Origin of the sequence: Planctomicrobium aquicomposti (genome assembly GCF_051466325.1) — a bacterium.
Lineage (GTDB): Bacteria > Planctomycetota > Planctomycetia > Planctomycetales > Planctomycetaceae > Planctomicrobium.
Genome location: NZ_CP195792.1, coordinates 437,354 through 462,360, shown reverse-complemented (window position 1 = coordinate 462,360; position 25,007 = coordinate 437,354). Strand labels below are relative to the sequence as shown.

The following is a 25,007-nucleotide window of genomic DNA, read 5'->3' as shown; positions in this document are numbered from 1 at the left end:
CATCTTGTGTCGATGTCTCATTCTGACATATACAGCCATCCCCCAACGGCAGTTCCGGGCAGAATCACCGTGCGCCCGCTGCCAGGTTGCGTCCAGCTCCAGTCGCGACACTCCCCTCAATGAGGTTTCCCCGTGACGTCCTCCCCTCGCAAAAGCCGTTTGACGGGCCCCGTCGACCCGGTCCTGCTGACCAGCATTGTGCTGACGATCATTTTCTACGTCACACTGCACCAGCCGGCCTTTCAGGGAACGATTCTCCACCGCTACACCACACAGCATTTTGTCGAATATGTCATCGTCGGCCTCTTCATCTGGGGTGTGATGGACATTCTCGTGAAGTTTGCGAAGTTTCCCCGCGAGATGCTGGCCCTGCGGCTCGACTGGCTGCCCCAACGAAATGGACGCGAACCGGTCTCCCGGGCCAGGGAACTGCTGGAGTCGATCCGTCAGCGGACCCCCGCGCAGCAGAACTCCCGCATCGGCAAACGACTGACACGTGCTCTGGAATACGTGGTGGAAAAGGACTCCGCCAGCGACTATCGCGAACACCTGCAATACCTCGCTGAACAGGATGAAGACACGACTCACGCCAGCTATACGCTGATGCGATTCGTGATCGGCGTCACCCCCGTGCTCGGCTTTCTGGGAACCGTGGTCCACTTCGGCACCGCATTAAGCGGCATCTCCTTCGATGAGCTTGATGACCGGCTCTCGATGGTCGTGGGGGAAATGGGGCAGGCGTTCAATACCACCACCACCGCTCTCACCGCTGCCATGTTCACCATGTTCGCCCTGTTCATCTGCGAACGTGTTGAACGCCGGATCGTGCAGTCGATTGACAAGCTGGTCGATCGGGAACTGCTGCACCGGTTCGAAGCCAAAGATGCCAACCTGACCCCATTTCTGTCGATTCTCAAGTCGGCGAATGATGATGCGATGCAGTCAATTTCGGCTCAGATTCAAGGCCTCAGCGACGTCTGGGGACAGGCGGTCCAGTCCATCCTCGAACGATTCGATTCCCGCCAGCAGCATGAACTGAAACAGTGGAACGAGGCACTGGTCTCCCTCAGCCAGCGGCATGAAGCGTTTGACGTGGCCCGGGAAGAACGTCTCAACCAGATTCTCAGCCTCACCGACGGCCGACACGCGAAGTTTCTCGACCACGTCCAGTCGACACTCGGAAAGGCGATTGCCCTCCGGGACGACTTCAGCGAACTGCTGCACAGCCTCAACAGTATCGCCCGGGGCGAAGGCCAGCTCCGCGAACTCCAGTCGACACTCACTTCGAACCTGCGGGTCATTCACGAAACGCAGAAATTCGACGATGCCCTGCACGGCCTGACAGCCGCCATCCACCTGCTGACTGCCCGTCACCAGTTGCCGACCGGCAATCGGGGCTCGGCAGCTGCCTGACCCGGCCAACCGGCGACGTTCCGACAGCTCGTTCCCTGCACAAAGCCACTTGTAAAGTGTCCTGCAGGGAATGACAGATCCGACATGTGAGAATCAGGCCGACAACCGGCTCTCGGCTGAACCGTCCGCGTATGATAGGGAGGAAACTCCTGATCCAGACGTGGACGGCCGATGAAAGCCATTGATCCGATTTGCGGTATGACCGTCGACACCGACACCGCCCGTTCCGCGGTGCGTGACGGCGTTAAAGCGTACTTCTGCAGTGAGGGGTGCCGCCAGAAGTTCCTGACAGGAGTTTCCAACTCCCCTGCGCATGATCCCGGCCTCGTGCAGCTGGGAAGTGCGCCCCAATCGAGCTGTTGTCACGGTCACGCCGGTCACTCTCCCGCTGCTGCTTCGACCACTTCGAAAGCCGCTTACATCTGCCCGATGTGTCCGGAAGTCGGCAGCGACCATCCGGCCGACTGTCCCCGTTGCGGCATGCCGCTGGAACGCAATCCAGCGCGACCCGCACGACAGACGGTTTACACCTGTCCCATGCACCCTGAGATCGAACAGGACCATCCGGGGGCCTGTCCTCTTTGCGGCATGGACCTCGAACCACGCGCTCGGAGCGGTCCGCCCGCTGAGGATCATGAACTCGCCGCGCTGCGGCTACGGCTATGGGGAACCTTCCTCTGCACGGTCCCCGTTTTCCTGCTGGCAATGGGCCCGATGATTGGCCTGCCGTTGGAGCGCTGGATCTCTCCCACACTCTCGGGCTGGCTGCAGCTGCTGTTGGCCACTCCGGCGGTTCTCTGGGGGGGCTGGTCCTTCTTCGTCCGCGGGGCGAGGTCGCTGCGCACGTTGCAGTTCAATATGTTCACCCTCATTAGTCTGGGGACAGCGGCGGCCTACCTCTTCAGCGTCGCGGTGCTGCTGTTTCCTGGAGCGATCCCGCATTCGTTCCATGCGCACGGACAGTTGCCGCTTTACTTCGAGGCGGCGGCGATGATCACCCTGCTCGTGCTGGTCGGGCAGTATCTGGAGGCCCGTGCGCGGCAGCAGACCGGCGGAGCAATTGAAAAACTGTTATCGCTGGCGCCGACGCTGGCTCGATTGGTGACGCCAGAGGGTGTGGAAGAGATTCCGGCGGAGCAGGTGCAGGTCGGCAATGTGCTGCGGGTCGTTCCGGGAGCCCGCGTGCCGGTCGATGGCGTGATCGTTCGAGGAGAAAGCAGTCTCGATGAATCGATGTTGACGGGTGAATCAGTCCCGGTCGACAAGCGGCCCGGAGATTCGGTCATCGCCGGCACCGTCAACCAGACGGGAGCCTTCGACTTCGAAGCGACACAGGTGGGTGAAGAAACGACGCTTGCGAGAATGGCCCAACTGGTCGGCGAAGCCCAGCGGAGCCGCGCCCCGATTCAGCGGATTGCCGATCTGGTCTCCGGCTGGTTTGTTCCCGCGGTGCTGTTCTGTGCGGTGCTGACGTTCATCGCCTGGGCTCTCTGGGGTCCGGCAGATTCACGACTGGCGTATGCCTTTGTGAACTCGGTCGCCGTGCTGATTATTGCCTGCCCCTGTGCTCTTGGACTGGCGACTCCGATGTCGATTATGGTCGGCATCGGCCGGGGGGCTGGTGCGGGCGTGCTGATCAAGAATGCGGAAGCGCTCGAACGGCTCGCTGCGGTCGATTTGCTGGTGGTCGACAAGACCGGCACCCTGACCGAGGGGAAGCCGGCCCTCACGCGCATCGTGCCGCTGGGCGAATGGGACGAAACCGCCATTCTGCAGCGGGCCGGAGCACTCGAACAGCACAGCGAACATCCGCTCGCCACGGCGATCGTGCAGGGAGCCCGCGAGCGGAACATTTCGTTTCCGGACGTGGAGGGCTTTGAATCGTTGACGGGTCAAGGTGTCCGGGGGACGGTCTTCAACGAACGAATCGCCGTCGGGAAGCCTGGTTTCATCGCGGGGGAATTGAATGCTGCAACCGTTCAGGAATCACAGCAGCTCCAGCAGGCAGGCTGCACGGTGCTGGCCGTGAGCGTGAATGACCGACCGGCAGCGCTCATCGGCATCAGTGATCGGCTTCGCCCCCGGGCGAAAGAGACTGTCGAGTCACTGAAGCAACTGGGACTGGAACTGGTCATGCTGACGGGGGACAGCGAAGTGACCGCTCAGGCGATTGCCCGTGAACTGGGGATCGAATCCGTTAAAGCGGGGGTGACGCCTGCAGAGAAGCAGCAGGAGGTCGACCGCTTCCGTCAGCTCGGAAGAAAGGTGGCGATGGCGGGGGACGGCGTCAATGATGCCCCCGCGCTGGCAGCTGCGGATGTCGGCATCGCGATGGGAACGGGGACCGAGATCGCCATCGAAAGCGCCGATGTCGTGCTGTTGCACGGCGATCTGAAAGGGGTGGAGCGCTCGGTGCGACTCAGCCGGGCCACGCTGCGCAACATCCGGCAGAACCTGTTCTTTGCCTTCGTCTACAACAGCGTCGGCGTTCCCGTGGCAGCGGGTGTGCTGTATCCGCTGCTCGGCTGGCTGCTGAACCCGATGCTGGCGGCCGCTGCCATGAGCCTCAGCTCAGTGTCCGTAGTCTTCAACGCCCTCCGGCTGCGCAATCTCAAGCTGTGACAGATCGGATGGCGGTTCTCCTGAGATTGCACCAGCGGCCGGACGGTTCCCCTTACAGATCGAGCAGCTGGTTCATCAGCTCGGCGGTGTCGGCCAGCGACTTGTCTTCCCGACCTTCACGTGTGGCCCAGCCGGTATAGCCGATCTGTTTCAGTGCCGCTCGCACGGCCGGCCAGTCGACATCCCCTTCACCGAGTCGGCAGAATCCGGACTTGCCACTTTCATACTGCTTGCGGCTCCAGTCCTTGACGTCCAGCTTGCCGATGCGCGGGCCGAGGATCACGATCCACTCTTCGGGCTTGCCGAACCGACGCACGTTGCCGATATCGAAGTAGGCACCGACCAGCGGATGATTGATCTCATCAATGTAGTCGCGGTATTGCTCCGGCGTTTCGCAGAAGCCGTTCCAGACATTCTCAATGAGGATCTTGATCTGCTGCTGCTCAGCGACCGGGAGCACCTTCCGGATTTCGACGATCGAACGCTTCCAGACGTCATCGTGGGTTTCTTCCGGACCGGTCACTTTGCCGGGGACCAGCAGGACGGATGTCGCACCGACCTGTTTCGCATCGAGCAATGCCTGCTCCAGTGCAGCGCGACCGATTTCACGCACCTTCGGATCGGGGTCCGACACCCGCTGTGTCCAATGCACACTGTCGACCAGGCCGTGGACTGGAAATTCCGCCTCTTTGATGGCCTCGACCAGTTCCGCCATGTCGATGCCCGGGCTTTCTCCTTCCAGGCCGTCGAAGCCCAGCTCCTTGTGTTCACGCAGCTTTTTCACCATCTCCGCGCGGGTCTTGCCGATCTTCCCCCCCTTATTGGACTTGAAGATCTTCCCCTTGTTGGAGTGTGCGGAAGCAGCCGGCCCTGCGGCCAGCAGAGTGGTCGGCGCAGAGAACGCAACAGCTGCGGTCAGTGCTGCCGAGGACTTCAGAAATTGACGACGCGAAGGCTGGAACATCGGCTGACCCCCTGAATCCGAAAGACAAATAAAAAAGCCGCACAATTATATTTAGTGTGCGGCTTCTCTCTCAATTTATCAACTGAGGTCGTGCAATTACTTGATGGCGCTCTTCAGGGCCTCGACCTTGTCGGTCTTTTCCCAGCTGAACTCGGGCTCGTTGCGTCCGAAGTGTCCGCCGCTCGCGGTCTTCTTGAAGATCGGCCGACGGAGCTGCAGATGCTCGATGATTCCCTTCGGAGTCAGCGGGAAGACTTCCCGGACAGCCGCTTCGATCTTCGATTCCGGAACCTTGGCGGTGCCGTTGGTTTCGATGTGAATGCTCACCGGTTCAGCCACGCCGATCGCGTAAGCCAGCTGCACTTCGCAGGCGTCGGCCAGTCCGGCAGCGACGACGTTCTTCGCCACATAGCGGGCGACGTAAGCCGCCGAGCGGTCGACCTTGGTCGCATCCTTACCGCTGAACGCCCCACCGCCGTGACGGCCCCAACCGCCGTAGGTATCGACAATGATCTTGCGACCGGTCAGACCGGTGTCACCGTGAGGACCACCGACCACGAACTTGCCGGTCGGGTTCACATGGTACTGGGTTGCCTTGGTCAGCAGTTCGGCCGGAACCGTCTCCGGCAGCACCTTGTTGAGCACATAGTCACGAATTTCCTGCTGATTCACCTTTTCGTGGTGCTGTGTCGAGAGCACAACCGCGGTGATCTCGGTCGGCTTGCCGTCGACATACTTCACCGACACCTGGCTCTTGCTGTCGGGCCGCAGCCAATCCACATCCTTGCTGTCACGCAGCTTGGTCAGGTAGTTGAGAATCCGGTGCGACAGTGCGATCGGCAGCGGCATCAGTTCCGGAGTCTGGTTACAGGCGTATCCGAACATCAGACCCTGGTCACCCGCGCCGTCGGCATCGACACCCATCGCGATGTCCGGGCTCTGCTGGTGCAGCTTGATCAGCACTTCACAGGTGTCGGCGTTGAAGCCGATGTCGTCGCTGACATAACCGATCTCACGAATGGCTTGGCGGGCGATCTTTTCGTAATCGACGTTCGCCTTCGAAGTGATTTCTCCGGCGAGGGTCACGAAGTCGGTGGTGCACAGTGTTTCGCAGGCACAGCGGGACATGGGGTCCTGTGCGAGCAGTGCATCGAGCACTGCATCGGAAACCTGATCGGACACCTTGTCCGGATGGCCGCTGCTGACAGATTCACTCGTAAAGATAAAAGACCGTGACATTGATTCCTCGGGGAATGAGCCGGACAGGGACGCCACTGGACGCGCTGCAGCCGGCAAACTTGAAGTGACAGGTCGCGATGAACCCCCATGCTCAGGCGGGGATTTTAATTTCAGATCCGAGGGAAAACTACCTTCATCCCGCCCCTTTCCGGCGGAAAAAACCGCCCTCTGCTCAGGAAAAACAAAGCAACACCTGCTGATCCGTCAAGCTGGCCCGGTTGTTCGAAGTTCTGCCCCCCAATCAACGCGACCGACCATCGATGTGGCAAATCGAACTCAAGTTCCCCCCACGTCCTCCTCTGCCGACTCGCTGAAAACTTGGCGATTCAGTACGATCCGTCGCAGAGAGCCCCTTCCTCAACAGCAGGCCTGCCCCTCTCCGTATCTTCTGGAAGGAGAACGGGTTGCCGGAAAGACTTGGAGGGTAGCCGCTCTCCCAGTTCCAGTCGCTCCCATTGACGAGATTTGAGATGTCGCAAGCTATTCGTGTTGGAATCATCGGAGCCGGAGCGATTGCCAAATTCCGGCATATCCCCGGATTACGTCGAATCGCGGGGGTCGATATCGTCGGGGTGGTGAACAGCTCCGAGCAATCGACACAGACCGTGGCCAAAGAACAGGGAATCCCCCGCACCTATGCGAAGTGGCAGGACCTTGTCGCCGACCCGGAGATCGATGCCATCGTCATCGGCACCGGCCCCAACCTGCACTGCGAAATCACCTGTGCCGCCTTGGCAGCAGGAAAACATGTGCTCTGCGAATCACGGATGTCTCGCAATCTGGCAGAGGCCCGCACCATGCTGGCCGCCGCCAAGGCCCATCCCAAACTGGTAACACAGCTCGTCCCCAGCCCGTACGGACTCGAATGCGGACCGGCTGTCGATCATCTGGTCCGCAGCTACTTCCTCGGCGATCTGCGGGAGGTGGTTGTGCTCGGAGCCGATGACATGTTCTGGGATTACAGCCAGCCGCTGCACTGGCGGCAGGACATCGAGATCTCGGGGAATAATATCCTGCGGCTCGGCATCCTGCAGGAAACGCTCATGCGTTGGGCACCGGCACCCGTTCAGGTTTTCGCCCAGACCGAAATCTTTGAGCCGACCCGACCACTTCCCGGTGAAAGCCGTTTTGTCAGCACCGCAGTTCCCGACAGCGTGCAAATCCTGGCCGAACTCGAAAACGGCGGCCGGGCGATTTATCACATCAGCGGTGTCATTCTCTTTGGTCCCGGCCTGCAGCTCCACCTGTACGGCAGCCGGGGGACGATCAAGATTCACTTTGTGAACGGCGAAGAGATCGTCACGTACGGTCGGGCCGAAGACAAAGAACTGAAACGTCTCGAACTCCCCGCGGACGACAAGGGACGCTGGCAGGTCGAAGAAGATTTCATCGCCGCTATCCGTGGCGAGCGGCCGGTCACACTCACCACCTTCGAGACCGGTGTGAAATACATGGAGTTCCTCGAAGCCGTTCATCTGAGCGCAAAAGAAAACGGACCGGTGTCGCTGCCGCTGGAGTAGTCTCCCTGCCGCCTGACGCGAAACAGGTCCTTGCACGAGTCCCCGATGCCAGCCAGCCACGACCTGTCCGGTCAACGTGTCACCGTGATGGGACTGGGACAGTTCGGCGGCGGACTCGGTGTCGTGCAGTATCTCTTGCAGCAAGGGGCGCTCGTCACCCTCACCGATCAGCGTCCCGCAGCCGATCTGAACGAACCCCTCAGTCGGTTGGACCGCTCCGCACTGCACCAGCTGGTGCTGGGTGAGCATCGCGAACAGGACTTCACCGAAACCGATCTGCTCGTCGTCAACCCGGCGGTTCGACCGGCAGGGAATCGATTTCTGGAGCTGGCGCGCACAGCAGGCGTCCCCCTCACCAGCGAAATCAGGTTGTTCTGGGAACGGTGTCCCGCCCCCATCGCAGCGGTGACCGGCACGGTCGGCAAATCGACCACATCCACACTGCTCGCTCACGTCCTGCGCGCAGCCGGACTCCCGGGGCGACTCGGGGGGAACATTGGCATCAGTCTGCTGCCGGAGGTCGTCGAAATTCACCCGACGGAGTGGATTGTCCTGGAACTCAGCAGCTTTCAACTCGCATCGCTGCAGGAGCTACAGCCCCGGCCGAAACTTTCGCTGGTGACCAATCTGTACCCCAACCACCTCGACTGGCACGGTTCGCTCGGCGACTATCGCCAGGCCAAACAAACGATCTGCCGCTGGCAGATCCCGAACGACGTTGCGGTCCTCAATGCCGACGATCCCGACGTCCGCCACTGGCCGACGGCCGCGCGTATGATGTGGTTCGGCCGCACGGCTCCATCGACCTTACCCGGCGTGACCGTTCGGGACGATGGACTGACCCTTCGCAGCACAGCCACCGATGAGCTGTGGATTCCCCGGGAGCAATTTCCTCCGGTGCTGCGGGCCCCTTACCAGCTGATGAACGTCGCGGCCGCACTGGCAGCAGGCATGGGCGTGTATGAACTTGTGCAGAGGCAGGCGAAACAAATCGTTTCGTCGGGGCTCGCGGGTCTGAATGATTTCACGCAGCTCCCGCATCGTCTGACAACCATCGCCACGGTACAGGGACGGCAATTCGTCAACGATTCCAAAGCGACGACTCCCGAGTCCGCCATCGCCGCGCTCCAGGCCTTTGAGGAACCTGTCGTGCTGCTGGCAGGAGGAAAAGATAAAGGGGTCGACCTCGGCCTGTTTGCAGCAGAGATCGCGAAGAGAGCCAAGTCGGTCGTGTTGATGGGGGAGACGGCACCGGCGCTGGAGAAGTTGTGCCGTCGGCACCCTGCGCTGACAATCCGCAGCGCCGCGACATTGGAGGCGGCCGTTGAGCAGGCGTGGGAGCTGTCGACTCCGGGGGATGTGGTACTGTTGTCGCCCGGCTGCGCGAGCCCGGCCCCGTTCATGAACTATGAACAGCGGGGAACCGCGTTCGAACTGGCGGTGCAGCAGCTGCGGAACCGGCCCGCCTGACAAGAGTGGTGGGCACCGCTGGGTCTGTCGAAGGTGAATGAAAAATCCGGAGTGGGCCTGTAAGCCGGGTTCTGTCGAGAGTGATCATTTCTCTGGGACGCGAATTGCTTCAGCGCCTCGATGCGACCGACCCGGAAGTCAAACGGAACGGACCGCTCCGTCTCTCCGAAGAGAGTTCTCCCTGCTTGGTCTTGCTCCCGGTGGGGTTTACCCTGCCAGATCTGTCGCCAGATCCGCGGTGCGCTCTTACCGCACCGTTTCACCCTTACCTGTGCCGGTCTGCAGGCAGTCCGGCCATCGGCGGTTTGTTTTCTGTGGCACTTTCCCTGTCCTCGCGGACGGTGGACGTTATCCACCACCGTGTCCTGCGGAGCCCGGACTTTCCTCCATCCGGTGAAAACCGGACAGCGATCACTCAGCCCACTCCGAAGCGCCCCATTATTTCAGCTTGGGCACCGACTGAACACCCGAAAGGGAGAGGAATCAGCGTCGCCACACCTTCTCATTGCCGACCGGCAGGAAACAGACGGCAACGGCGATGACTCAGTCAGCGCGAAAGCGGAGCGGTTCGAAGTGACAGTCTTCCGCGCCGCGATAGCGGGCCCGTGGGCGAATCACGTCGTTCGTTTCTCCCTGCTCGACCGCATGGGCGCTCCAGCCGACGATTCGCGAAGCGGCGAACAGCGGACGGAACAGATCGCGATCAAGTTCGAGATAGCTCAACAACCGGGCGAGTGGCCAGTCCACATTGGGAGGGAGTCGGCGCTGGGTCCAGACCGCCCGCTCAATGGCGTCAGCCAGTTCTTCCAGATCGGTGCGGCCACAGGCTTTCGCCAGACGTTCACACTCCAGATCGAGAATGGCCGCCCGGGAGTCATAGTCCTGATAGACCGGATGACCGAATCCGGGAATCGGCTGACCGACCGGTTGCCGTTGCACCCATTCTTCTGCTGCATCGGGAGAGCCGACTTCCTGCAAGATGTCGAGCGGACGATCATCGCCTCCCCCGTGAGCTGCCCCGATAAAGGTATCGAGCGCTGCGAGAATGGGGCTGTACTGATTGGCCCGCACTGAGCCGACGATCCGCGCCACATAGCTTGAGGGATTGAATTCGTGTTCGGCCGCCACGGTGAAGGCCACGTCCAGCGCCCGTTCATACAGGGAACTGGGAGTATGGCCGGTGATGACATAGTAGACGTTGGCGATGTAGCTCAAATCGCCGCGCGGGAACAGCAGGGGCAGTCCCTGTCGAATGCGGTGCCAGGCTCCGATCAGCAGCGGCACTCGCGCCAGCAACCGCACGGTCTGGGCATGGCCACACAGCAGCAGGCTTTCATGCGGCTGCGGATCATACAGGTTCAGCAGACTGATCCCTGCCCGCAGCACTTCCAGCGGCGGATTATGAACCGGAATCTGCTCGTAAAGTTCGGTGATGACCGAAGGAAGCTGCTGTTCCTCGATGATCACGCTGAGAAAGTCGGCAAACTGCTCTTCACTGGGAAGTTCGTCAAACAGCAGAAGATGGGCAACTTCCAGGAAGTTCGCCCCTTCCGCCAGATCGTGGAGACAGAATCCCCGATATTGAATGCCCCCATCGAGGCGGCAGATTTCTGTCTCACCTGCGATCACCCCTTTGAGCCCAGGGTGGTAGATCTCTTGAGACATGGAAAGAAACCCTCCGTGGAAACATCAGACTCCGTCCGATGAGACGCATCCTAACCGAGGGAACCGCTCCGTGTCACGCGAGCATCCAAGGAAGTTTCCCGAAGAGGCTGCCCGGTCAGGGGCTCCGGCCGGACGTCGTCGACTCAGGAGGCAGGTTGCGATTTGGCAACACGCTCAGTCGCCGAACGGCGGGCTTCGGGCATGGGACGATAAGCGAGGATCGTCAGGTCATCCGGTTTGCTGGGACGATCGGGAGCCGGGAATGTCATCCGTTTGCGTGCCCGCTCCGCCAGCTGACGGACGCTCTCGGGCAGCTTCCCCTTGCGGATGTATTCAATGATCTCCGCCTGACGAAGATTGTCGAACAAACCATCCGATCCCAGCAGCACCGTATCGCAGGGAGAGAGTGTCACCCACGGACCGATCTGCACCGACATCGATTCGCTGCCGACGACATTCGACACCAGATGGCGGTCTGGATGCAGCAACGCGTCCTCTTCCGTCAGCAAGCCGGCTTCATAGGCATAGCCGACCGGTGAATGAGAGACCGTCGCGTATTTGACGCGCCCCTGCCGACTGACGATCAGCACTTCGGAATCGCCGATGTGATACGTCCGCACGCGCGCGCCGTGAAACTCGACCAGTGCCAGCGTCGAGGCGCCGCTGGTCCGCGAGCGGATCAGTCGGCGGTTCACCCGTTCGATCTGATCGAGGATGATGGCTCGGCTGTCGACCTCGCCGGCGGGCAGGGGCGTGACGGTTGGAATCGGAACCACCCGACTGATCACCAGCGGCGCGGAGACGGGCCCGGTGACCATCCGACGGGTCGCCTTCTTCAGCGCCTGCAGCAGTTGCCGCGAGGCCTCGCGCCCCCCCCGATGGCCTCCCAGCCCGTCCGCGACAAACAACAGCCCCCGATTCTGGTTGATCGGCAGGACGGCGACGGCGTCTTCGTTAAGAGATGCCTTGCCGGGACTGCGACTCGTCAGCCATGCAGCGGTGCCGGTGCCAAGTGTCTGCTGCGAGACTTCGGGGAGCGGCTCGAAGAATCGGTTCAGCTCCCGCAGCGCGTTCCCTCGCTCGAGCAGCTCGGCGGGAACCTCGAACTCCTGCGTCTCAGAGAGTGCCGCATCAGGCAGTTCGGCTGCGGCGTCTTTCGGCATGGATCAGGACTCTCGGCTTCAATCGCTGGAACGCATTGCGCATTTGTTCACCACTGGTGAACCTGCGTCGAGGATCAGCATCGATCGATTTCTTCAAAAATGCAATGAAGTCGGGGTGCATCCGGGCCCGGAGCTTCCGGATTCCCGGTGGCGGCCAGGCATAGGGCCACTCGGGCCACTCGCCCGTGAACATGCGATACATGATCAATCCCGCAGAAAAAACATCGGACCGCAGCGACGGTTTTCCCATGGCCTGCTCGGGAGCCATATAGCCCACCGTTCCGGTCCCGGAACCTTGCAGGGTCTTGATGGCGAACTTGGCAATCCCGAAGTCTCCCAGTCGCAACCGCTCGCCGGGGAACAGGACCATGTTCTCGGGCTTCACGTCGCAGTGGACAATCCGCTGCTCATGGGCATAGGCGAGTGCTTCGAGCAGCTGCGTCGAGAACGACAGTGCGGTCCGGACCGACAGCCGTTTGCTCAGCCGGTCCGCCAGCGTCTTTTCCCCCAGCGGAAATGTGATGACAAAGTGATTGTCGATCACCGACGCATCTTTCAGAGGGAGAATATTAGGATGCTCCAGCCGGGCCGCCAGACGGACCTCACGACGGAAGCTCTTCAGGGATTCTTCCGTCATCGTATGATCGCGGGGAATTTTCAGGGCCACATGCACCCCTTCGATCGTGTCAAAAGCCCGATAGACGGTGGCATAACCACCTTCGCTGAGCCGCTTTTCGATGCGGTACTTACCGAGTTTCTGACGGGCTTTCAGCGCCACTGATCTCTGCCTTTTCCGCGATGCGAGAGAATGTCCCCAAACACAGAAAACTACTTCCCCGAGAGCACTTCGCTCTCTCCCGCTCCTGTCCCGCAGCGCTCCGCATCAGGGATGCCTGTCTGCCGTGTGACCAGGACCGGAAAACCGACGCTCAACAGGCTCCAAGCTGACAGATCCCCCGGCCCCCGGAACAGGGCGCACACGAGATGCATCCCGAATGATCGACAGAAACGGACCAGCCGGCCAGAAGAACAATCAGAGACCGGAATACCGCTGCGACCGGCACAGCTCCCCTGAACCCATCAACCATTCCCGATTCCATTTTCACCCAAATCCGGGAGGGGAATTTCGCCAGTTCATTCCGATAACTTGAGTTGCTATTCTCGCGTGGACAGGCTGCCGCGGCACATTTCCGGACTGTCCCGCACCAATCAGCCCAATCCATGACTTTTGATAGGGAATCCTCAGCGTTCCCGGCTAATATCAAAAGAACTTCACTCGTCATTTTCCGTTGAACTTGCATTGGCGGGAAGTGTCCAAAGCTTTCGTTTTCAACTGTCTCCGGATTTCCCAGGACTTGTGACCATGCTGCAGCCGATCGAATTTCCTAATGAACAGCAGTCCAATGCGACTCGGGCTGTTCTGACCGCCAAGGAACCGCTCTCCTTGCGGACGTTCACCCCCAGCCAGGCTGTGATCCGCAGCTCGGAAGGTGTCTTCCACTGGACGGATGAGGGACGACGGCTGTACGACTTCACCTCAGGGGTGCTGGTCGCCAATCTGGGACACAATCCTCGCCGCTGGACCAACCGCCTGTTCCAGTTCATGGGTTGGGATCAAACGATCGCCGCTCCCGGCGGACAGTCCGGAAGTGACTATTTCCGGGCCTCTCCGCTGACCGCCTACAACGCGATGACCGATATCGAAGCCAGGGCGGTCGAGCGACTGTGCGCCAGCCTGCAGGCCACCCCGGCCGGCAAACGGCTGCAGCAGGTGGTCTGGTCGGCTTCGGGATCTGAAGCGGTTCAAAAGGCCCTCTGGGCCTGCCTGGGTCGCGATCCGAACCGGAATCTGATTATCGCCACCCGCTACGGTTTCCACGGGAAAAAGGGGCTCGCCGAAGCGGTCACCGGCAGTGAGTCGGACAAAAACCGCGATCCCCGTGTGAAATTCATCAGCTTCCCGATGCGGGAATGCGATGACATCAGCGCTCCAAGCGAAAAGTTTGACCCGTCTGTCTACCAGAAGGAACTGGATGACCTCTGGAACGAATTCGGTTCCAAGATCTGCTGCCTGATCACCGAGCCTTACCTCGGCGGCGGGGGCAGCTATCACCCCCCGAAGGAATATCACAAACTGCTGGAACAGTGGTGCCGTCAGCACGATATCCTGCTGATCTTCGATGAAGTGCAGGCCAACTTCGGCCGCACCGGCAAGATGTACGCCTTCGAAGCCTATGGGATCGAACCGGACTTCGTCTGCCTGGGAAAAGGTCTGGGCAACGGAATTCCGGTCAGTGCCGCTGTCGGCCGCGCCGACGTTCTGGCACAGATGCGGTACGGGGAAACCTCCGACACCTGGAGCGCCAATCCGCTCGCCTGTGCCTCGGTCGTGGCCACTCTGGACGAATTTGAATCCACCCCGGTGCTGAAGAATACCGCCGAACTCAACGCCCTGTTCGTGCCGGCCCTGCTGGCGCTCAAAGACACCGGCATCGTCGCCAAGGTCCGCGGCGAAGGCATGGTGTTCGGCGTCGAATGCCAGGCCGCCGGCGGCAAGACCGCCAACGAAGTCGCTGCAGAAATCGTACGGGAATGCTACCTCGGTGAACCGGGTGGCGACGGAATTCACCTGCTGGGTGCCCTTTCCGGCAAAGTGCTGCGGGTCAGCCCGCCGCTGACGATGACCAGGGAGGAAGCGGTCCAGTCCATCCAACTGCTGCAGCGGCTGGTCCAGCGGACCGCCGAGAAGCTGGGTGCTGGCCTCGCGACAGCTCGCTGAGCAGTTCCTTGCCATGAGGCACTCCCCATCGGGTAGAATGGGTCAATGTTCGTCCGGGAACCGCCGACACAGAAGCAGCAGCCTGAAAAGAGTTGTTGATTCTGTGCTGCGGTTCCACGGCAACACTGAGCAGATTACTCCCTGACGATGACGCAGCCAGAGTTTCCACGGCGAAATGCTCCGGCATCTGTCGGGGGGAGTCGATCCAGATTCAGGATGCTCGATCCCGAACCCCTGCGGAGCCGAAATGGCTAATTCCAACCGGCGCAGTTGGCTGATCACCACAGGACTCGCAGCCGGTGGTCTGCTTCTCCCTGTTCGCGGTTTGCTGTCCGCTGACAGGACCATCGACCCGCAAACCGAGCGTGCGCTGGCGCGCGGACTGGAATACCTCGCCCGCGAACAGCGTCGGCAGGGCTCGTGGGAAGCGAATGGCGGACAGTACAAGGTCGCCATGACCGCACTTGCAGGGATCTCCCTGCTTGCAGAAGGCTCGACGACCACCCGCGGCAAATACTCCAAAAACGTCAGTCGGGCCGTCAATTTCGTGCTCGATGCCGCGCAACCGAATGGCCTGATCGGCTACCCGGACGACTTTCACTACACCTACGGGCATGGATTTTCCATGCTGTTTCTTTCCCAGGTGTTCGGGGAAGAAGAAGATGCCGAGCGCCGCCGCCAGATCCGGCAGGTCCTCGAACGGGCCGTCCGCTTCAGCGGCGAGGCGCAGACCACCCGAGGGGGCTGGGGTTACATTTCCGCACTCGACGGCAATGACTTCGACGAAGGCTCCACCTGTATCACACAGGTGCAGGCACTGCGGGCCTGCCGGAACGCGGGAATCGTCGTCCCGCGGGAGATTATTGACCGCGCCAAGAAGTACATCCACGACTGCCTCACCGAAGATGGGGGCGTGCAGTACAGCATTCGTGGCGGAGGAGCCCGACCGGCGATCACCGCTGCGGCTGTGGCCGCCATGTTCAGCGCCGGGGATTATGGTGACTCGGATGACGTGCGGCTGATGCTGGATTTCTGCAAGAAGAACGTCTGGCCGCAGGGGGGAGGGATCAAATCCAACGGCTTCGGGCACTGGCATTACCTGCATTTTTATTATGCACAGGTGATGTACCGGGACACCGAGCTGTGGGAGAAATACTTGCGGGAGCTGCGACAGGTGATCCTCTCGTCTCAGGGGGCGGACGGTTCATGGGCGGATAACCAGATCGGCAACATCTACGTCACCTCCATGAACCTCACGATTCTGCAGCTGGACAAAGGTTACCTGCCGATCTACCAGCGATAGAGCAGGTTTTTCCTGCGCCCGCACAGCGTGCGTCGCCGGAGAAAACGGCCCACTCGATGTGGCCAGTCCAAAAGAGCCCTCGAGCCTCTTCGCTGCTGATGTCCCCGTTCTCGCCCCACGGAAATGAGCATTTCACCACAGGAAACGCTTGCTGCGCGGGGACCGGAAAGAGCAACCTGCTCCCATTCAACACGAACGATTTACAGAGTCAGGCCCGTACTGGAAACCGGTCGGGGAGACTCGCGTCCTGTGACAGCTCTGATATGCTGTGCTTTTGCTTCAATCCGGGAGATTCTTGATGTCTGCTGTGTCCGCACTGTCCGCTTCTGACCCGCATCTCTGGGATGCCATTCAACACGAGCGCCGACGCCAGGTCGAAGGTCTGGAGCTGATCGCCTCCGAGAACTACACCAGCGCTGCCATCCAGGAAGCGGCGGGCACCGTTCTGACCAACAAATATGCCGAAGGTTACCCCGGTCGTCGTTACTACGGCGGCTGTGAGTACGTCGACGTTGTCGAGTCACTGGCCCGCGACCGTGTCAAACAGCTGTTCGGAGCCGAACACGCCAACGTGCAGCCGCACGCCGGTTCACAGGCGAACATGGCGGTCTACATGTCCCTGCTGCAGCCGGGTGACAAAGTGCTGGCGATGGACCTCGCCCACGGCGGGCACCTGACGCACGGCATGAATCTGAATTTCTCGGGCCAGCTGTATCAGTTCATTCATTATGGCGTGCGGGAAGATGATAACCGCATCAACTTCGATCAGGTGGCTGCGCTGGCCAAGGAACATCGCCCGAAGCTAATCGTCGCGGGAGCAAGTGCCTATCCCCGTGAAGTCGATCACGCGAAGTTCGCCGACATCGCCCGCGAGTACGGAGCCAAGCTGTTCGTCGATATGGCCCACTACGCGGGTCTGGTGGCTGGCGGCGTGCACAACAATCCGGTTCCCGTGGCCGATTTCGTCTCGTCGACCTCTCACAAGACGCTGCGTGGTCCCCGCTCGGGCTTTGTGCTCTGTCGCGAAGAATACGCGAAGAACCTCGACAAGACCGTCTTTCCGGGACTGCAGGGAGGGCCGCTGATGCACGTCATCGCCGCCAAGGCGGTCTGCTTCCACGAAGCCCTGCAGCCCTCCTTCCAGGAGTACGCCCGGCAGGTCGTGGCCAATGCCCGGACCCTGTCCGAAACACTGATGGCCGGCGGTGTTCGTCTCGCCAGCGGTGGAACCGACAACCACCTGATGCTGTGCGATGTCACATCCGTCGGTTTGACCGGGAAGATCGGCGAGGCAGCGCTCGACAAGGCGGGCATCACCGTGAACAAGAACATGATTCCGTTCGATCAGCGCAAGCCGCTGGATCCGAGCGGAATCCGCATCGGAACTGCCGCGCTGACCACCCGTGGGATGAAACAGGACGAAATGAAGAAGGTCGGCGCCTGGATTCTGCAGGTGTTCAAAGCTCCTGAAGATGCGGCCCTGCTGGCACGCGTGCAGGGTGAAGTTGCCGAGTTTGCCCGGCACTTCGCCGTTCCGGGAATTGACCCGAACACCCTGTAATTTGTCCCCTTGCTGGACGACTACCGCAACTCGGCCTCGGGCTGTGGACGCATGTCTGTTGCGTCCGCAGCCGGGGTCCAGAGCCCCGCGGGCGAGACTTTCAACTCCACTGCGCGATGGACTCGCTCGGTCAGGTCGCCAGGATAGACCTCTTTGCAGACGATCGGCCCTCCCGTCTGCACCTGCTGGCGAATGCACTCCACTCCTTGCCGTCGCTGGTCGGCGATGGACTTGTAAGTCCGGACCAGCCGCCAATCGTTCAGAAACCCGAGTGCCGCCAGTCCAACGACTGCAGCCAGTGGAAGCGTCCGCCAACGGGAGTGGCTCTGGAGTGCCCTGCTCCAGGCGACAGCGACCAGCGGCAGCAGTAGACTCGCGATCTCGGTGTACCGCGAGGCCTTGGAATACGCGATCCCAAAGGGGGCCCGGCCCGCCGAGACGCTTGCCAGCGCTGCCAGAATTCCCAGGATCGACGCCATCACGGACCAGTCGCGCACATCCCAGGGTCGTCCACGTCGCGCCTGCAGCCCCCTGATGATGAGCGGCGCCAGCGTCAGGACGAGCAACGCCAGATCCAGCGCACCATTGATTCGCTGATAACCGAATCCGAGCGACACCAGACTGGCCCAGAACCTCCAGAACTCCCACTGATGGGGGAGAGCAGCGGCTGGATGGTTGTGCGGCTGCTGATAGTTGGCGCCCCAGATCAGGGAGGCCACGACGGCTGTTCCGACGATCAGCATGGTCTCCCCCGCAGCTCGTCCCCTCCGTTTCAGGGGCTCCCCGTTCTCGGGAGAGCCGCGAACGATCCGGCTGACCTGATAAAGGGTGAAGCACCCCGCGAGCGTGATCGCAAAAGGAACGCCGCAACTGAACGTGAAACACATCGAAAACAACAAGACCGCTGACAGACCGAGGGTCCGCCAGCTGACGGCATCTGTAAACAGAATGCGAACCGCCAGCAGGAATTGAATCAGGACGAGATGAAACTGCGACTGAAAACCCCAGGTGTGATTTTCAGAGTTCTTTCCCGAGAGCTGCAGAATCAGGCAGCACAGCAACACCGGCTCCGGCAGTGTTGGGTCCTGCCAGCGCGCCAGCCGGAACAGCACCATCAGCAGCCCGCCAAACATCAGAAAGTTGAGCCCGATACTCGTATTGATGTTCCAGCGGTTCAGGCGGTACTGGAGCCAGATCAACAGCTTGGTCGGGATGATCTGGTGCTCGTTATGTGGCTGCAGAATCCAGCCTGCCGGGAACTCTACGCTCAGCGCGTGGGGATTGAATGCCTCCCACTCATCGCCGATGGGCACATTGACTGCCGTCCCCAGAACGATTGCCAGATGCAGCAGAAAAACTCCCGCGAAGATCCCCCAGAGCAGCCGCGTCAGAAATGAGATTCTGCCCTGCAAGATGTTCTCTCACCCTGCCCGACCTCAGTGAAGTATTGCCGGGTTGATCCTACCACGTGTCTCCGTGCAATCAATCTCTCAATCTGTTCCTCCTCCTTGGCGGCTGCGAAGTGTGGCCCAAGCCCCTGCAGCCTGATGGTTGTTCCCTCAAGTTCACAGTGGTGATCTGCGGACAGAGGACTTGGCCACATGCAAAAAAAGAGCAGCCGAGGGGAAGTTCCCGTCGGCTGCTTTGAATTGAGAGACCGATCTGTCTGCCGCTTCAGTAAATCGCCTGAGGGCCTTTCAGATCGATCCATCCGGTTTCTCCGCGCAGAATTACGCCCTCACCAGTTGAGACACGCACTCCCCCTGCGCGCGACGATTCCTCTCTCCGGGAGCAGCCTGGCTTTCGATGGACCCGTTCTAGCCCCGCGGACATCAGCAATTCATCAAACGAAGCGTTTGCTGCGCGGGGCGGGAAAGAGCCACCTGCTCTAGAACGGGCGGCCCAACGACTTCCGCATTTCGCGGACCGGGTCGTACCGCCGGGTGGAAGAACTGCTGCTGGAACCGGCCCGGTACTGGGACCGCTGCGGGGCGGGGGCCGCTTCGACATCTCCCTGATATCCGCTCTGATAACGCTGCCGGCTTCCGGATTGGGTGTACGTTCCGCCAGTCGGAGCGGACGGAGTCACAACCCGATATCCGGGAGGACAGCGATACCACACCCGGCCTCCAGCTTCTGCAGTCGCGGTTGTCAGCCAGCTCGTCACACCCAGAGCCACAGCACACGTCAGTGTTCGAAACGAAAGAGTTAACATGGTGACACCTTTTCAGTCTGACCGGGCAGCCGCTGTTTGAGCGCGCGACTGCGCCGGACTCCTCAGAGCAGTCGAGTCCGGGGTGAACGCTTCCCCGAATCGATTCCGCCCGAAATCAAAGTCTTGAAGCTGCGAATCAGCGGACCCGGACAAAGAATTTACGAGCGCCGGATTCCTGGCCCGTTTCCGCTGAATTCAGCAGCGGTCGGAAATTGTCCCCAGCCTGTGCGGGGAACGAATTTCACTCTCCAATCTCCCGCGATCCCGGAATAGCCGAGTCCAGCGGTGCGCCACGATGAAGTGAGACAGCGCGTCGGAAACCACGAAGGATGATGGTTAGAGCAGGAAGACCTGCTGCAGCGCCAGACGCAACGCAGGGGCAATCGTCAGCTCAGCCTGAACTTCAGGCCGGTGCGGTGAAGCGGGAGCCAAGGCGCCACGTTGTGCCTGCTGATGCCCGGTCCGCCGCGGTCCGGATGCGCATCGAAGACCGCCGCGGCGGATCGCTTCATCCGCCTGCAGACGTCGAGAGTGGGAACCGATCGGCTCTATCGGACTGTTTTCCTCAGACTCGGAAGAGCTGTTTTCAAACGGAGCGGATTCTGCCGCGGATGTACCTTGCAAATGCGGACCGGTGACCGCCGAGACCAGCGATCCCGGAAGGAGGATCGCGAGTATCGTCAGCAGCGACAACAGGACCTGTAAAGGATTCACCGGACGCATCAATTCGCAGTTTCCAGAGAGAGAGAAACACCTCTCCCCGCTCAACGTGTCGACTCTCTTAAATCAAAGCTTTCTTCTCTCTTCTCAATCTATACGCAGAATCGGTTCTCGGGGATCTGCAAATTCGGCATCTTCGATCGATTTCCCGGGTCCCGGAATCCACTTCATCCGCAACAAAATCATGAAAGTCGGCCTGCGCGCCTCGTGGGCAAAGCAGCCATTCCAAGAGGCAATCCGACGGCAGCCCAGAACCTGCACAAAACACACAACACATTACCACACAATAGCTTAACAAACACACAACACTCCAGAAAACGACACGGGAATTGACTTTGCGTAGCAGCCGAATTGCGGGGCACGTTCGGAATTCAGCTCGCGAGGTCCCATGTCTTTCTGCCGCACTGTTCTGCCTGTTTTTCTCGTTCTGACAACCTGTTTCAGCGCCCCGATGGCGGTCACGACGCGAGGGGCTGACCGGACCTGTTGCGACGGCTCCGTCTGCCACTGCCTGAAATACTCCCGCTCAGGCAGCCTGACGGTGGCCGAATCCAGCAACTTCCGCCTTCGATACCGGAACGCTCCCCCTGATCTGCCGGCGATCGCTCGCCTCTGCGAAGAAACCCGGGCCGAACTGCAATTACGCTGGCTGGGAAAAACCGCGAGCCACTCCTGGAACCCGAAATGCGAGGTCGACCTCTGCTCCACAGCGAGCGAATTTCGTCAGCGAACCGGTCATGACCCGGAACAGTGGGGCTTCGCGGACCTCGATGTCGGCGATGGTCGGGTCTGGCTGCGGGGAATCAAACTCCGAACCGATGACAAAGAACGGTGTGAAGCGATTCTCCAGCACGAGCTGACCCACGTTGTTCTCGCCGATCGCTTCTGCCAGTCACGCATTCCCCGCTGGGTAGATGAGGGGATCGCCCTTCTGTCGGAGCCCCCCGCCCGGCACCAGCAGCTGCAACAAAGCCTCTGCCGGGAAGTACAACGGGGACGGACCTGTTCACTGCGCAGCCTGCTCACCTTGAGCCGGTTTCCCGCCGACCGATTGCAATCGGAATTGCTCTACGCACAGTCCGGGTCGTTCGTGGACTACCTCATTCACGAACGGGGAATTCCGGAGAACGACATTCTGGAACTGGTCGAACGCATCCAGCGAAATGGCTGTGACGCCGCCCTCTCCTCCCGGCTGGCATCGGCATCGCTCAAGCAGATCGAAGCGGACTGGCATGGCTGGATTGTCCGGAACGGGGAGGGGAACAACACGGCTGACACCTCGAAATAGTGTCAGATGTCACCTCTGCCCTTTCATCGGCGCGGCCGCACGCACCGGCTGACGAAGTGACCACCCCGACTCGGCACACAACCGCAAGCCCCCTTCCCCCAGGGATCCTCCTGAAGCTCACAGCATTGAGCCGATGGCGCGACGAAATGAGTCCCCCGCCTGACAGGAAAGACTTCACCTTTCCAAAGTCCTTTCCAATTGTCAAAAAAATCGGTGAACACCGGGGCGGATGTCTTGTCGTCCTGTCACAAGGGCTATTATGCACCGTGGTTCGTCCGGGTTGCGGAAGTCAGCATTGATTTTCGCTCTTCGCCCAGGCCACTTTCGGGCACGGTCGCTCCGAAGTTTCTGCACTTTCTGTACATGGATTGTCGAGGTTGGGCATGCATCATTTCCCGTGGTTTTTCTCTTTGGCTTCGGGCACGGGAATGGATGATCTGCCACTAATTACAACTGTGGCGTGCGGCTTTACGGCCGCATGGGTGCTGGGACTTCTGACCCAGAAGTTCGGCCTGTCCCCGATCGTCGGCTATCTGCTGGCCGGGATTGCGGTCGGCCCTCACACACCGTTCATTAAAGCCGACCTCGATATCGCCCATCAGCTGGCAGAAATCGGGGTGATTCTGCTGATGTTCGGGGTCGGTCTGCACTTCCATCTGAAGGATCTGCTGGCGGTCAAATGGGTCGCGATCCCCGGGGCACTGGGGCAAAGTGCCGTGGCCACCCTCTGCGGGCTGTTCGCCTTTACTGCGATGGGGCTGCCCCACACGGCGAGCATTGTCATCGGCATGGCGATGGCAGTCGCCAGTACCGTCGTGCTGATGCGGGTCCTGATGGATGCCGACGTCATGAACTCCCCGCAGGGGCACGTGGCGGTCGGCTGGCTGCTGGTCGAGGACATTCTGACCGTGATCGTGCTGGTGCTGATTCCGGTTCTCGGAACCGATCCGACAGTGCCGGAGGCGGCTTCGCAGGGACTGTGGATCCCACTGGGAATGGCGTTTCTCAAGCTGGGAATCCTTGTCCTCATCGTCATGGTCGGTGGAGCGCGGGTCGTGCCGTGGGTGCTGGTGCAGGTGGCTCGTCTGCGGTCCCGAGAACTGTTCACCCTGACGGTGCTCGTTTTCTCCGTGGCGATTGCAGCCGGTTCGTACTACTTCTTCGGAGCCTCGATGGCACTGGGAGCGTTTCTGGCCGGCATGGTCGTGGCTCAGTCTCCAGTGAGCCATCAGGCGGCTGCAGACGCCTTGCCAATGCGTGATGCCTTTGCGGTGATGTTCTTCGTCTCGGTGGGGATGGTCTTTGACCCCGCCTTTCTGATCCAGCAGCCGCTGATGATCTTTGTCGCGCTGGTGATCATCCTGTTGATCAAGCCGCTGGCGGCACTGCTGATTGTCGCGGTCCTGGGATATCCCGTGCGAACCGCGTTGACAGTGGCACTGGCACTCGCCCAGATCGGGGAATTCTCATTCATCCTTTCGGATCTGGCACGCAAGAATCACCTGATGCCCGACGACGGACACAACGTGCTGGTGGCGTCGGCCATTATCTCGATCACCCTGAATCCGATTCTTTTCCGCTGCCTGGTGCCGATCGAAAACTGGCTGCGACGTCATCCCCTGCTCTGGAAGATTGTCAATGGCCGTGCTGAAAGCCGGGTACAGCAACTCAATATCGAATCGCAGCATGAGATCGCCTGGAAGATCACCGGGGGCGAAAAGCTGGCCATCGTCGTCGGCTTCGGACCGGTGGGGCGCTCCGTCCATCGCCTGCTGACCGATGCCGGCCTGTCGACCGTCGTGATCGACATGAACATGAACACGATCAACGAGCTGAAGGAGAAGGGACAGTCCGCCATTTTCGGTGATGCGACTCACGAAGGCATTCTCGAACAGGCGGGGATGAAGCACGCCACTCACCTGGTGCTGACGTTGCCGCATTCATCCTCACGGATTCCGGTGGTCACTGCCGCCCGAAACCTCAATGAAGACGCCCGGATTCTCGTGCGTGCCCACTACCTGAGCGAGCGGGAACTGCTTGAAGATGCCGGTGCTACCGCCGCCGTCTTCGAGGAAGCCGAAGCCGCAGTCGCCCTGGCGCGGCTCGTGCTCGCCGGAACGGGTGAGAATCGTGAAGCGGTCGAGCGCAAGGTTCTCGATCTGCGTCTGCAGCTGATTCTCGAGAACATGTCCAACATTCATACCCAGAAAGTCCGCGACGTCATGGCGCCGTGGCGGCGGGTGCATCGACTCTCCACCCTCGACGGCCGGCAGGATGTGCTTCGCAAAGTGGGTGAGCAGCACTTCTCCCGCTGGCCCGTGACCGATTCAACCACCGGCAAGGTGATTGGCTACCTGTTGGCGAAAGACCTGATCGCCGAAGGGGCTGCCGATGGCGAATGGACTCATCTCGTCCGTCCGGTGCGCGCAGTCAGCCCCGACAGCGACATCGCCTCCACGTTGCAACAGATGCAGGTGGAAGGGGTGACGCTGTGCATGGTGGAAGACCGCGGAGCTCCCGTCGGCGTCATCACGCTGGAAGATATTCTGGAACAGGTCGTGGGGCGGATTGAAGATGAATATCCGCATGAGGAACGGGTGCTGACACTGCACGATGCCGTGGAAGCGGGTGGGGTGGTCCTGCATCTGCAGGGACATACCCCGGAGGAAGTGATTCGCGAACTGGCGGCGGTCATTCCCCCGTCGCGACTACCGGCGGGGACGGATGTCGCCGAACTGGCCATCTCTCGCGAGGGTCAGGGTTCGACCGATCTGGGAGTCGGCATTGCCGCACCGCACGCCCGGGTCGCCAACCTGGCGGCACCGCTGGTGGTCTTCGGCCGTTCCGAAGACGGGGTGCTGTTTTCACCGGAAACCGCCCGCTGTGTTCCCCTGGTCTTCTTGTTCGTCACACCGCTCGACCAGCTCGATGTGCATCTGACTCTGCTGGCACAACTGGCGCGGGTCGCAGCGACAGAAGAATCGCGCGAGCGGCTGCTCCGGGCAACGACCGAAACGGAAGTTCTCGACATCCTGGCCGGTGCGGATTCGCTGACCTGATTCCGGAAGCGCTGAAGGAGAAACCG

Annotated in this window: 17 protein-coding genes and 1 other RNA gene; 9 read left to right on the top strand and 9 right to left on the bottom strand. The window is 60.7% G+C overall.

Going from position 1 to position 25,007, the window contains the following annotated elements:
• Positions 1-132 precede the first annotated feature (132 nt).
• Both SH664x_RS01735 and SH664x_RS01730 read left to right on the top strand, forming a co-directional pair.
• The gene (locus SH664x_RS01735; protein ID WP_437204491.1) at positions 133-1,413 is read left to right on the top strand and encodes a MotA/TolQ/ExbB proton channel family protein; all 1,281 of its coding nucleotides are present in this window, start codon (positions 133-135) and stop codon (positions 1,411-1,413) included.
• 171 nt (positions 1,414-1,584) lie between these two features.
• The gene (locus SH664x_RS01730) at positions 1,585-4,035 is read left to right on the top strand and encodes a heavy metal translocating P-type ATPase (protein WP_437204489.1); all 2,451 of its coding nucleotides are present in this window, start codon (positions 1,585-1,587) and stop codon (positions 4,033-4,035) included.
• Positions 4,036-4,087: 52 nt separating this feature from the next.
• On the opposite strand, the gene SH664x_RS01725 is transcribed toward SH664x_RS01730, so the two are convergent.
• Both SH664x_RS01725 and metK read right to left on the bottom strand, forming a co-directional pair.
• Positions 4,088-4,999, bottom strand: a complete 912-nt coding sequence (locus tag SH664x_RS01725) for a TIM barrel protein (RefSeq protein WP_437204487.1) — start codon at positions 4,997-4,999, stop codon at positions 4,088-4,090.
• Positions 5,000-5,095: 96 nt separating this feature from the next.
• Complete coding sequence (gene metK, locus SH664x_RS01720; RefSeq protein ID WP_437204486.1) at positions 5,096-6,238, bottom strand: methionine adenosyltransferase; 1,143 nt, start codon at positions 6,236-6,238, stop codon at positions 5,096-5,098.
• A 470-nt stretch (positions 6,239-6,708) separates the two neighbouring features.
• Here metK and SH664x_RS01715 point away from each other — a divergent pair, with 470 nt between their 5' ends.
• Entirely contained in the window at positions 6,709-7,758 is a 1,050-nt protein-coding gene (locus SH664x_RS01715; RefSeq protein WP_437204484.1) for a Gfo/Idh/MocA family protein, read from the top strand.
• Between the two features lie 45 nt (positions 7,759-7,803).
• Complete coding sequence (gene murD / locus SH664x_RS01710) at positions 7,804-9,228, top strand: UDP-N-acetylmuramoyl-L-alanine--D-glutamate ligase (RefSeq protein WP_437204482.1); 1,425 nt, start codon at positions 7,804-7,806, stop codon at positions 9,226-9,228.
• Between the two features lie 44 nt (positions 9,229-9,272).
• Here murD and rnpB read toward each other — a convergent pair.
• The 4 genes from rnpB to SH664x_RS01690 form a co-directional block, all read right to left on the bottom strand.
• Positions 9,273-9,655, bottom strand: an RNA gene (gene rnpB, locus SH664x_RS01705) — RNase P RNA component class A.
• 116 nt (positions 9,656-9,771) lie between these two features.
• Positions 9,772-10,893, bottom strand: coding sequence for a citrate/2-methylcitrate synthase (locus SH664x_RS01700; RefSeq protein ID WP_437204480.1), 1,122 nt, complete (start codon positions 10,891-10,893; stop codon positions 9,772-9,774).
• Positions 10,894-11,036: 143 nt separating this feature from the next.
• A complete protein-coding gene (locus SH664x_RS01695) occupies positions 11,037-12,056 on the bottom strand; it encodes a PP2C family protein-serine/threonine phosphatase (protein WP_437204479.1) in 1,020 nt (339 codons plus the stop codon).
• The gene (locus tag SH664x_RS01690; RefSeq protein ID WP_437204477.1) at positions 12,025-12,834 is read right to left on the bottom strand and encodes a serine/threonine-protein kinase; all 810 of its coding nucleotides are present in this window, start codon (positions 12,832-12,834) and stop codon (positions 12,025-12,027) included. The genes SH664x_RS01695 and SH664x_RS01690 overlap by 32 nt, the downstream gene beginning before the upstream one ends.
• A gap of 585 nt (positions 12,835-13,419) precedes the next feature.
• Here SH664x_RS01690 and SH664x_RS01685 point away from each other — a divergent pair.
• The 3 genes from SH664x_RS01685 (at position 13,420) to glyA (ending at position 17,699) form a co-directional block, all read left to right on the top strand.
• Positions 13,420-14,835 (top strand): aspartate aminotransferase family protein, encoded by a 1,416-nt coding sequence (locus SH664x_RS01685; RefSeq protein ID WP_437204475.1) that lies wholly within the window; start codon positions 13,420-13,422, stop codon positions 14,833-14,835.
• Between the two features lie 247 nt (positions 14,836-15,082).
• Positions 15,083-16,138 carry a prenyltransferase/squalene oxidase repeat-containing protein gene (locus SH664x_RS01680; protein WP_437204473.1) on the top strand — a complete coding sequence of 352 codons (1,056 nt, stop codon included), beginning with the start codon at positions 15,083-15,085 and terminating at the stop codon, positions 16,136-16,138.
• Positions 16,139-16,445: 307 nt separating this feature from the next.
• Entirely contained in the window at positions 16,446-17,699 is a 1,254-nt protein-coding gene (glyA, locus tag SH664x_RS01675) for a serine hydroxymethyltransferase (RefSeq protein ID WP_437207282.1), read from the top strand.
• A 20-nt stretch (positions 17,700-17,719) separates the two neighbouring features.
• Here glyA and SH664x_RS01670 read toward each other — a convergent pair whose 3' ends face one another.
• The 3 genes from SH664x_RS01670 to SH664x_RS01660 all read right to left on the bottom strand — a co-directional run bounded on the left by SH664x_RS01670 (position 17,720) and on the right by SH664x_RS01660 (position 20,628).
• Positions 17,720-19,111, bottom strand: coding sequence for a hypothetical protein (locus tag SH664x_RS01670; protein WP_437204471.1), 1,392 nt, complete (start codon positions 19,109-19,111; stop codon positions 17,720-17,722).
• A 476-nt stretch (positions 19,112-19,587) separates the two neighbouring features.
• Positions 19,588-19,914, bottom strand: coding sequence for a hypothetical protein (locus SH664x_RS01665; protein ID WP_437204470.1), 327 nt, complete (start codon positions 19,912-19,914; stop codon positions 19,588-19,590).
• Between the two features lie 336 nt (positions 19,915-20,250).
• The gene (locus tag SH664x_RS01660; protein ID WP_437204468.1) at positions 20,251-20,628 is read right to left on the bottom strand and encodes a hypothetical protein; all 378 of its coding nucleotides are present in this window, start codon (positions 20,626-20,628) and stop codon (positions 20,251-20,253) included.
• Between the two features lie 394 nt (positions 20,629-21,022).
• Here SH664x_RS01660 and SH664x_RS01655 point away from each other — a divergent pair, with 394 nt between their 5' ends.
• Together SH664x_RS01655 and SH664x_RS01650 are read left to right on the top strand one after the other, a co-directional pair.
• Positions 21,023-21,922, top strand: a complete 900-nt coding sequence (locus SH664x_RS01655) for a peptidase MA family metallohydrolase (protein ID WP_437204466.1) — start codon at positions 21,023-21,025, stop codon at positions 21,920-21,922.
• 383 nt (positions 21,923-22,305) lie between these two features.
• On the top strand, positions 22,306-24,981 hold the full coding sequence (locus SH664x_RS01650; RefSeq protein WP_437204464.1) for a cation:proton antiporter domain-containing protein: 2,676 nt from the start codon (positions 22,306-22,308) through the stop codon (positions 24,979-24,981).
• Positions 24,982-25,007: the final 26 nt, after the last annotated feature.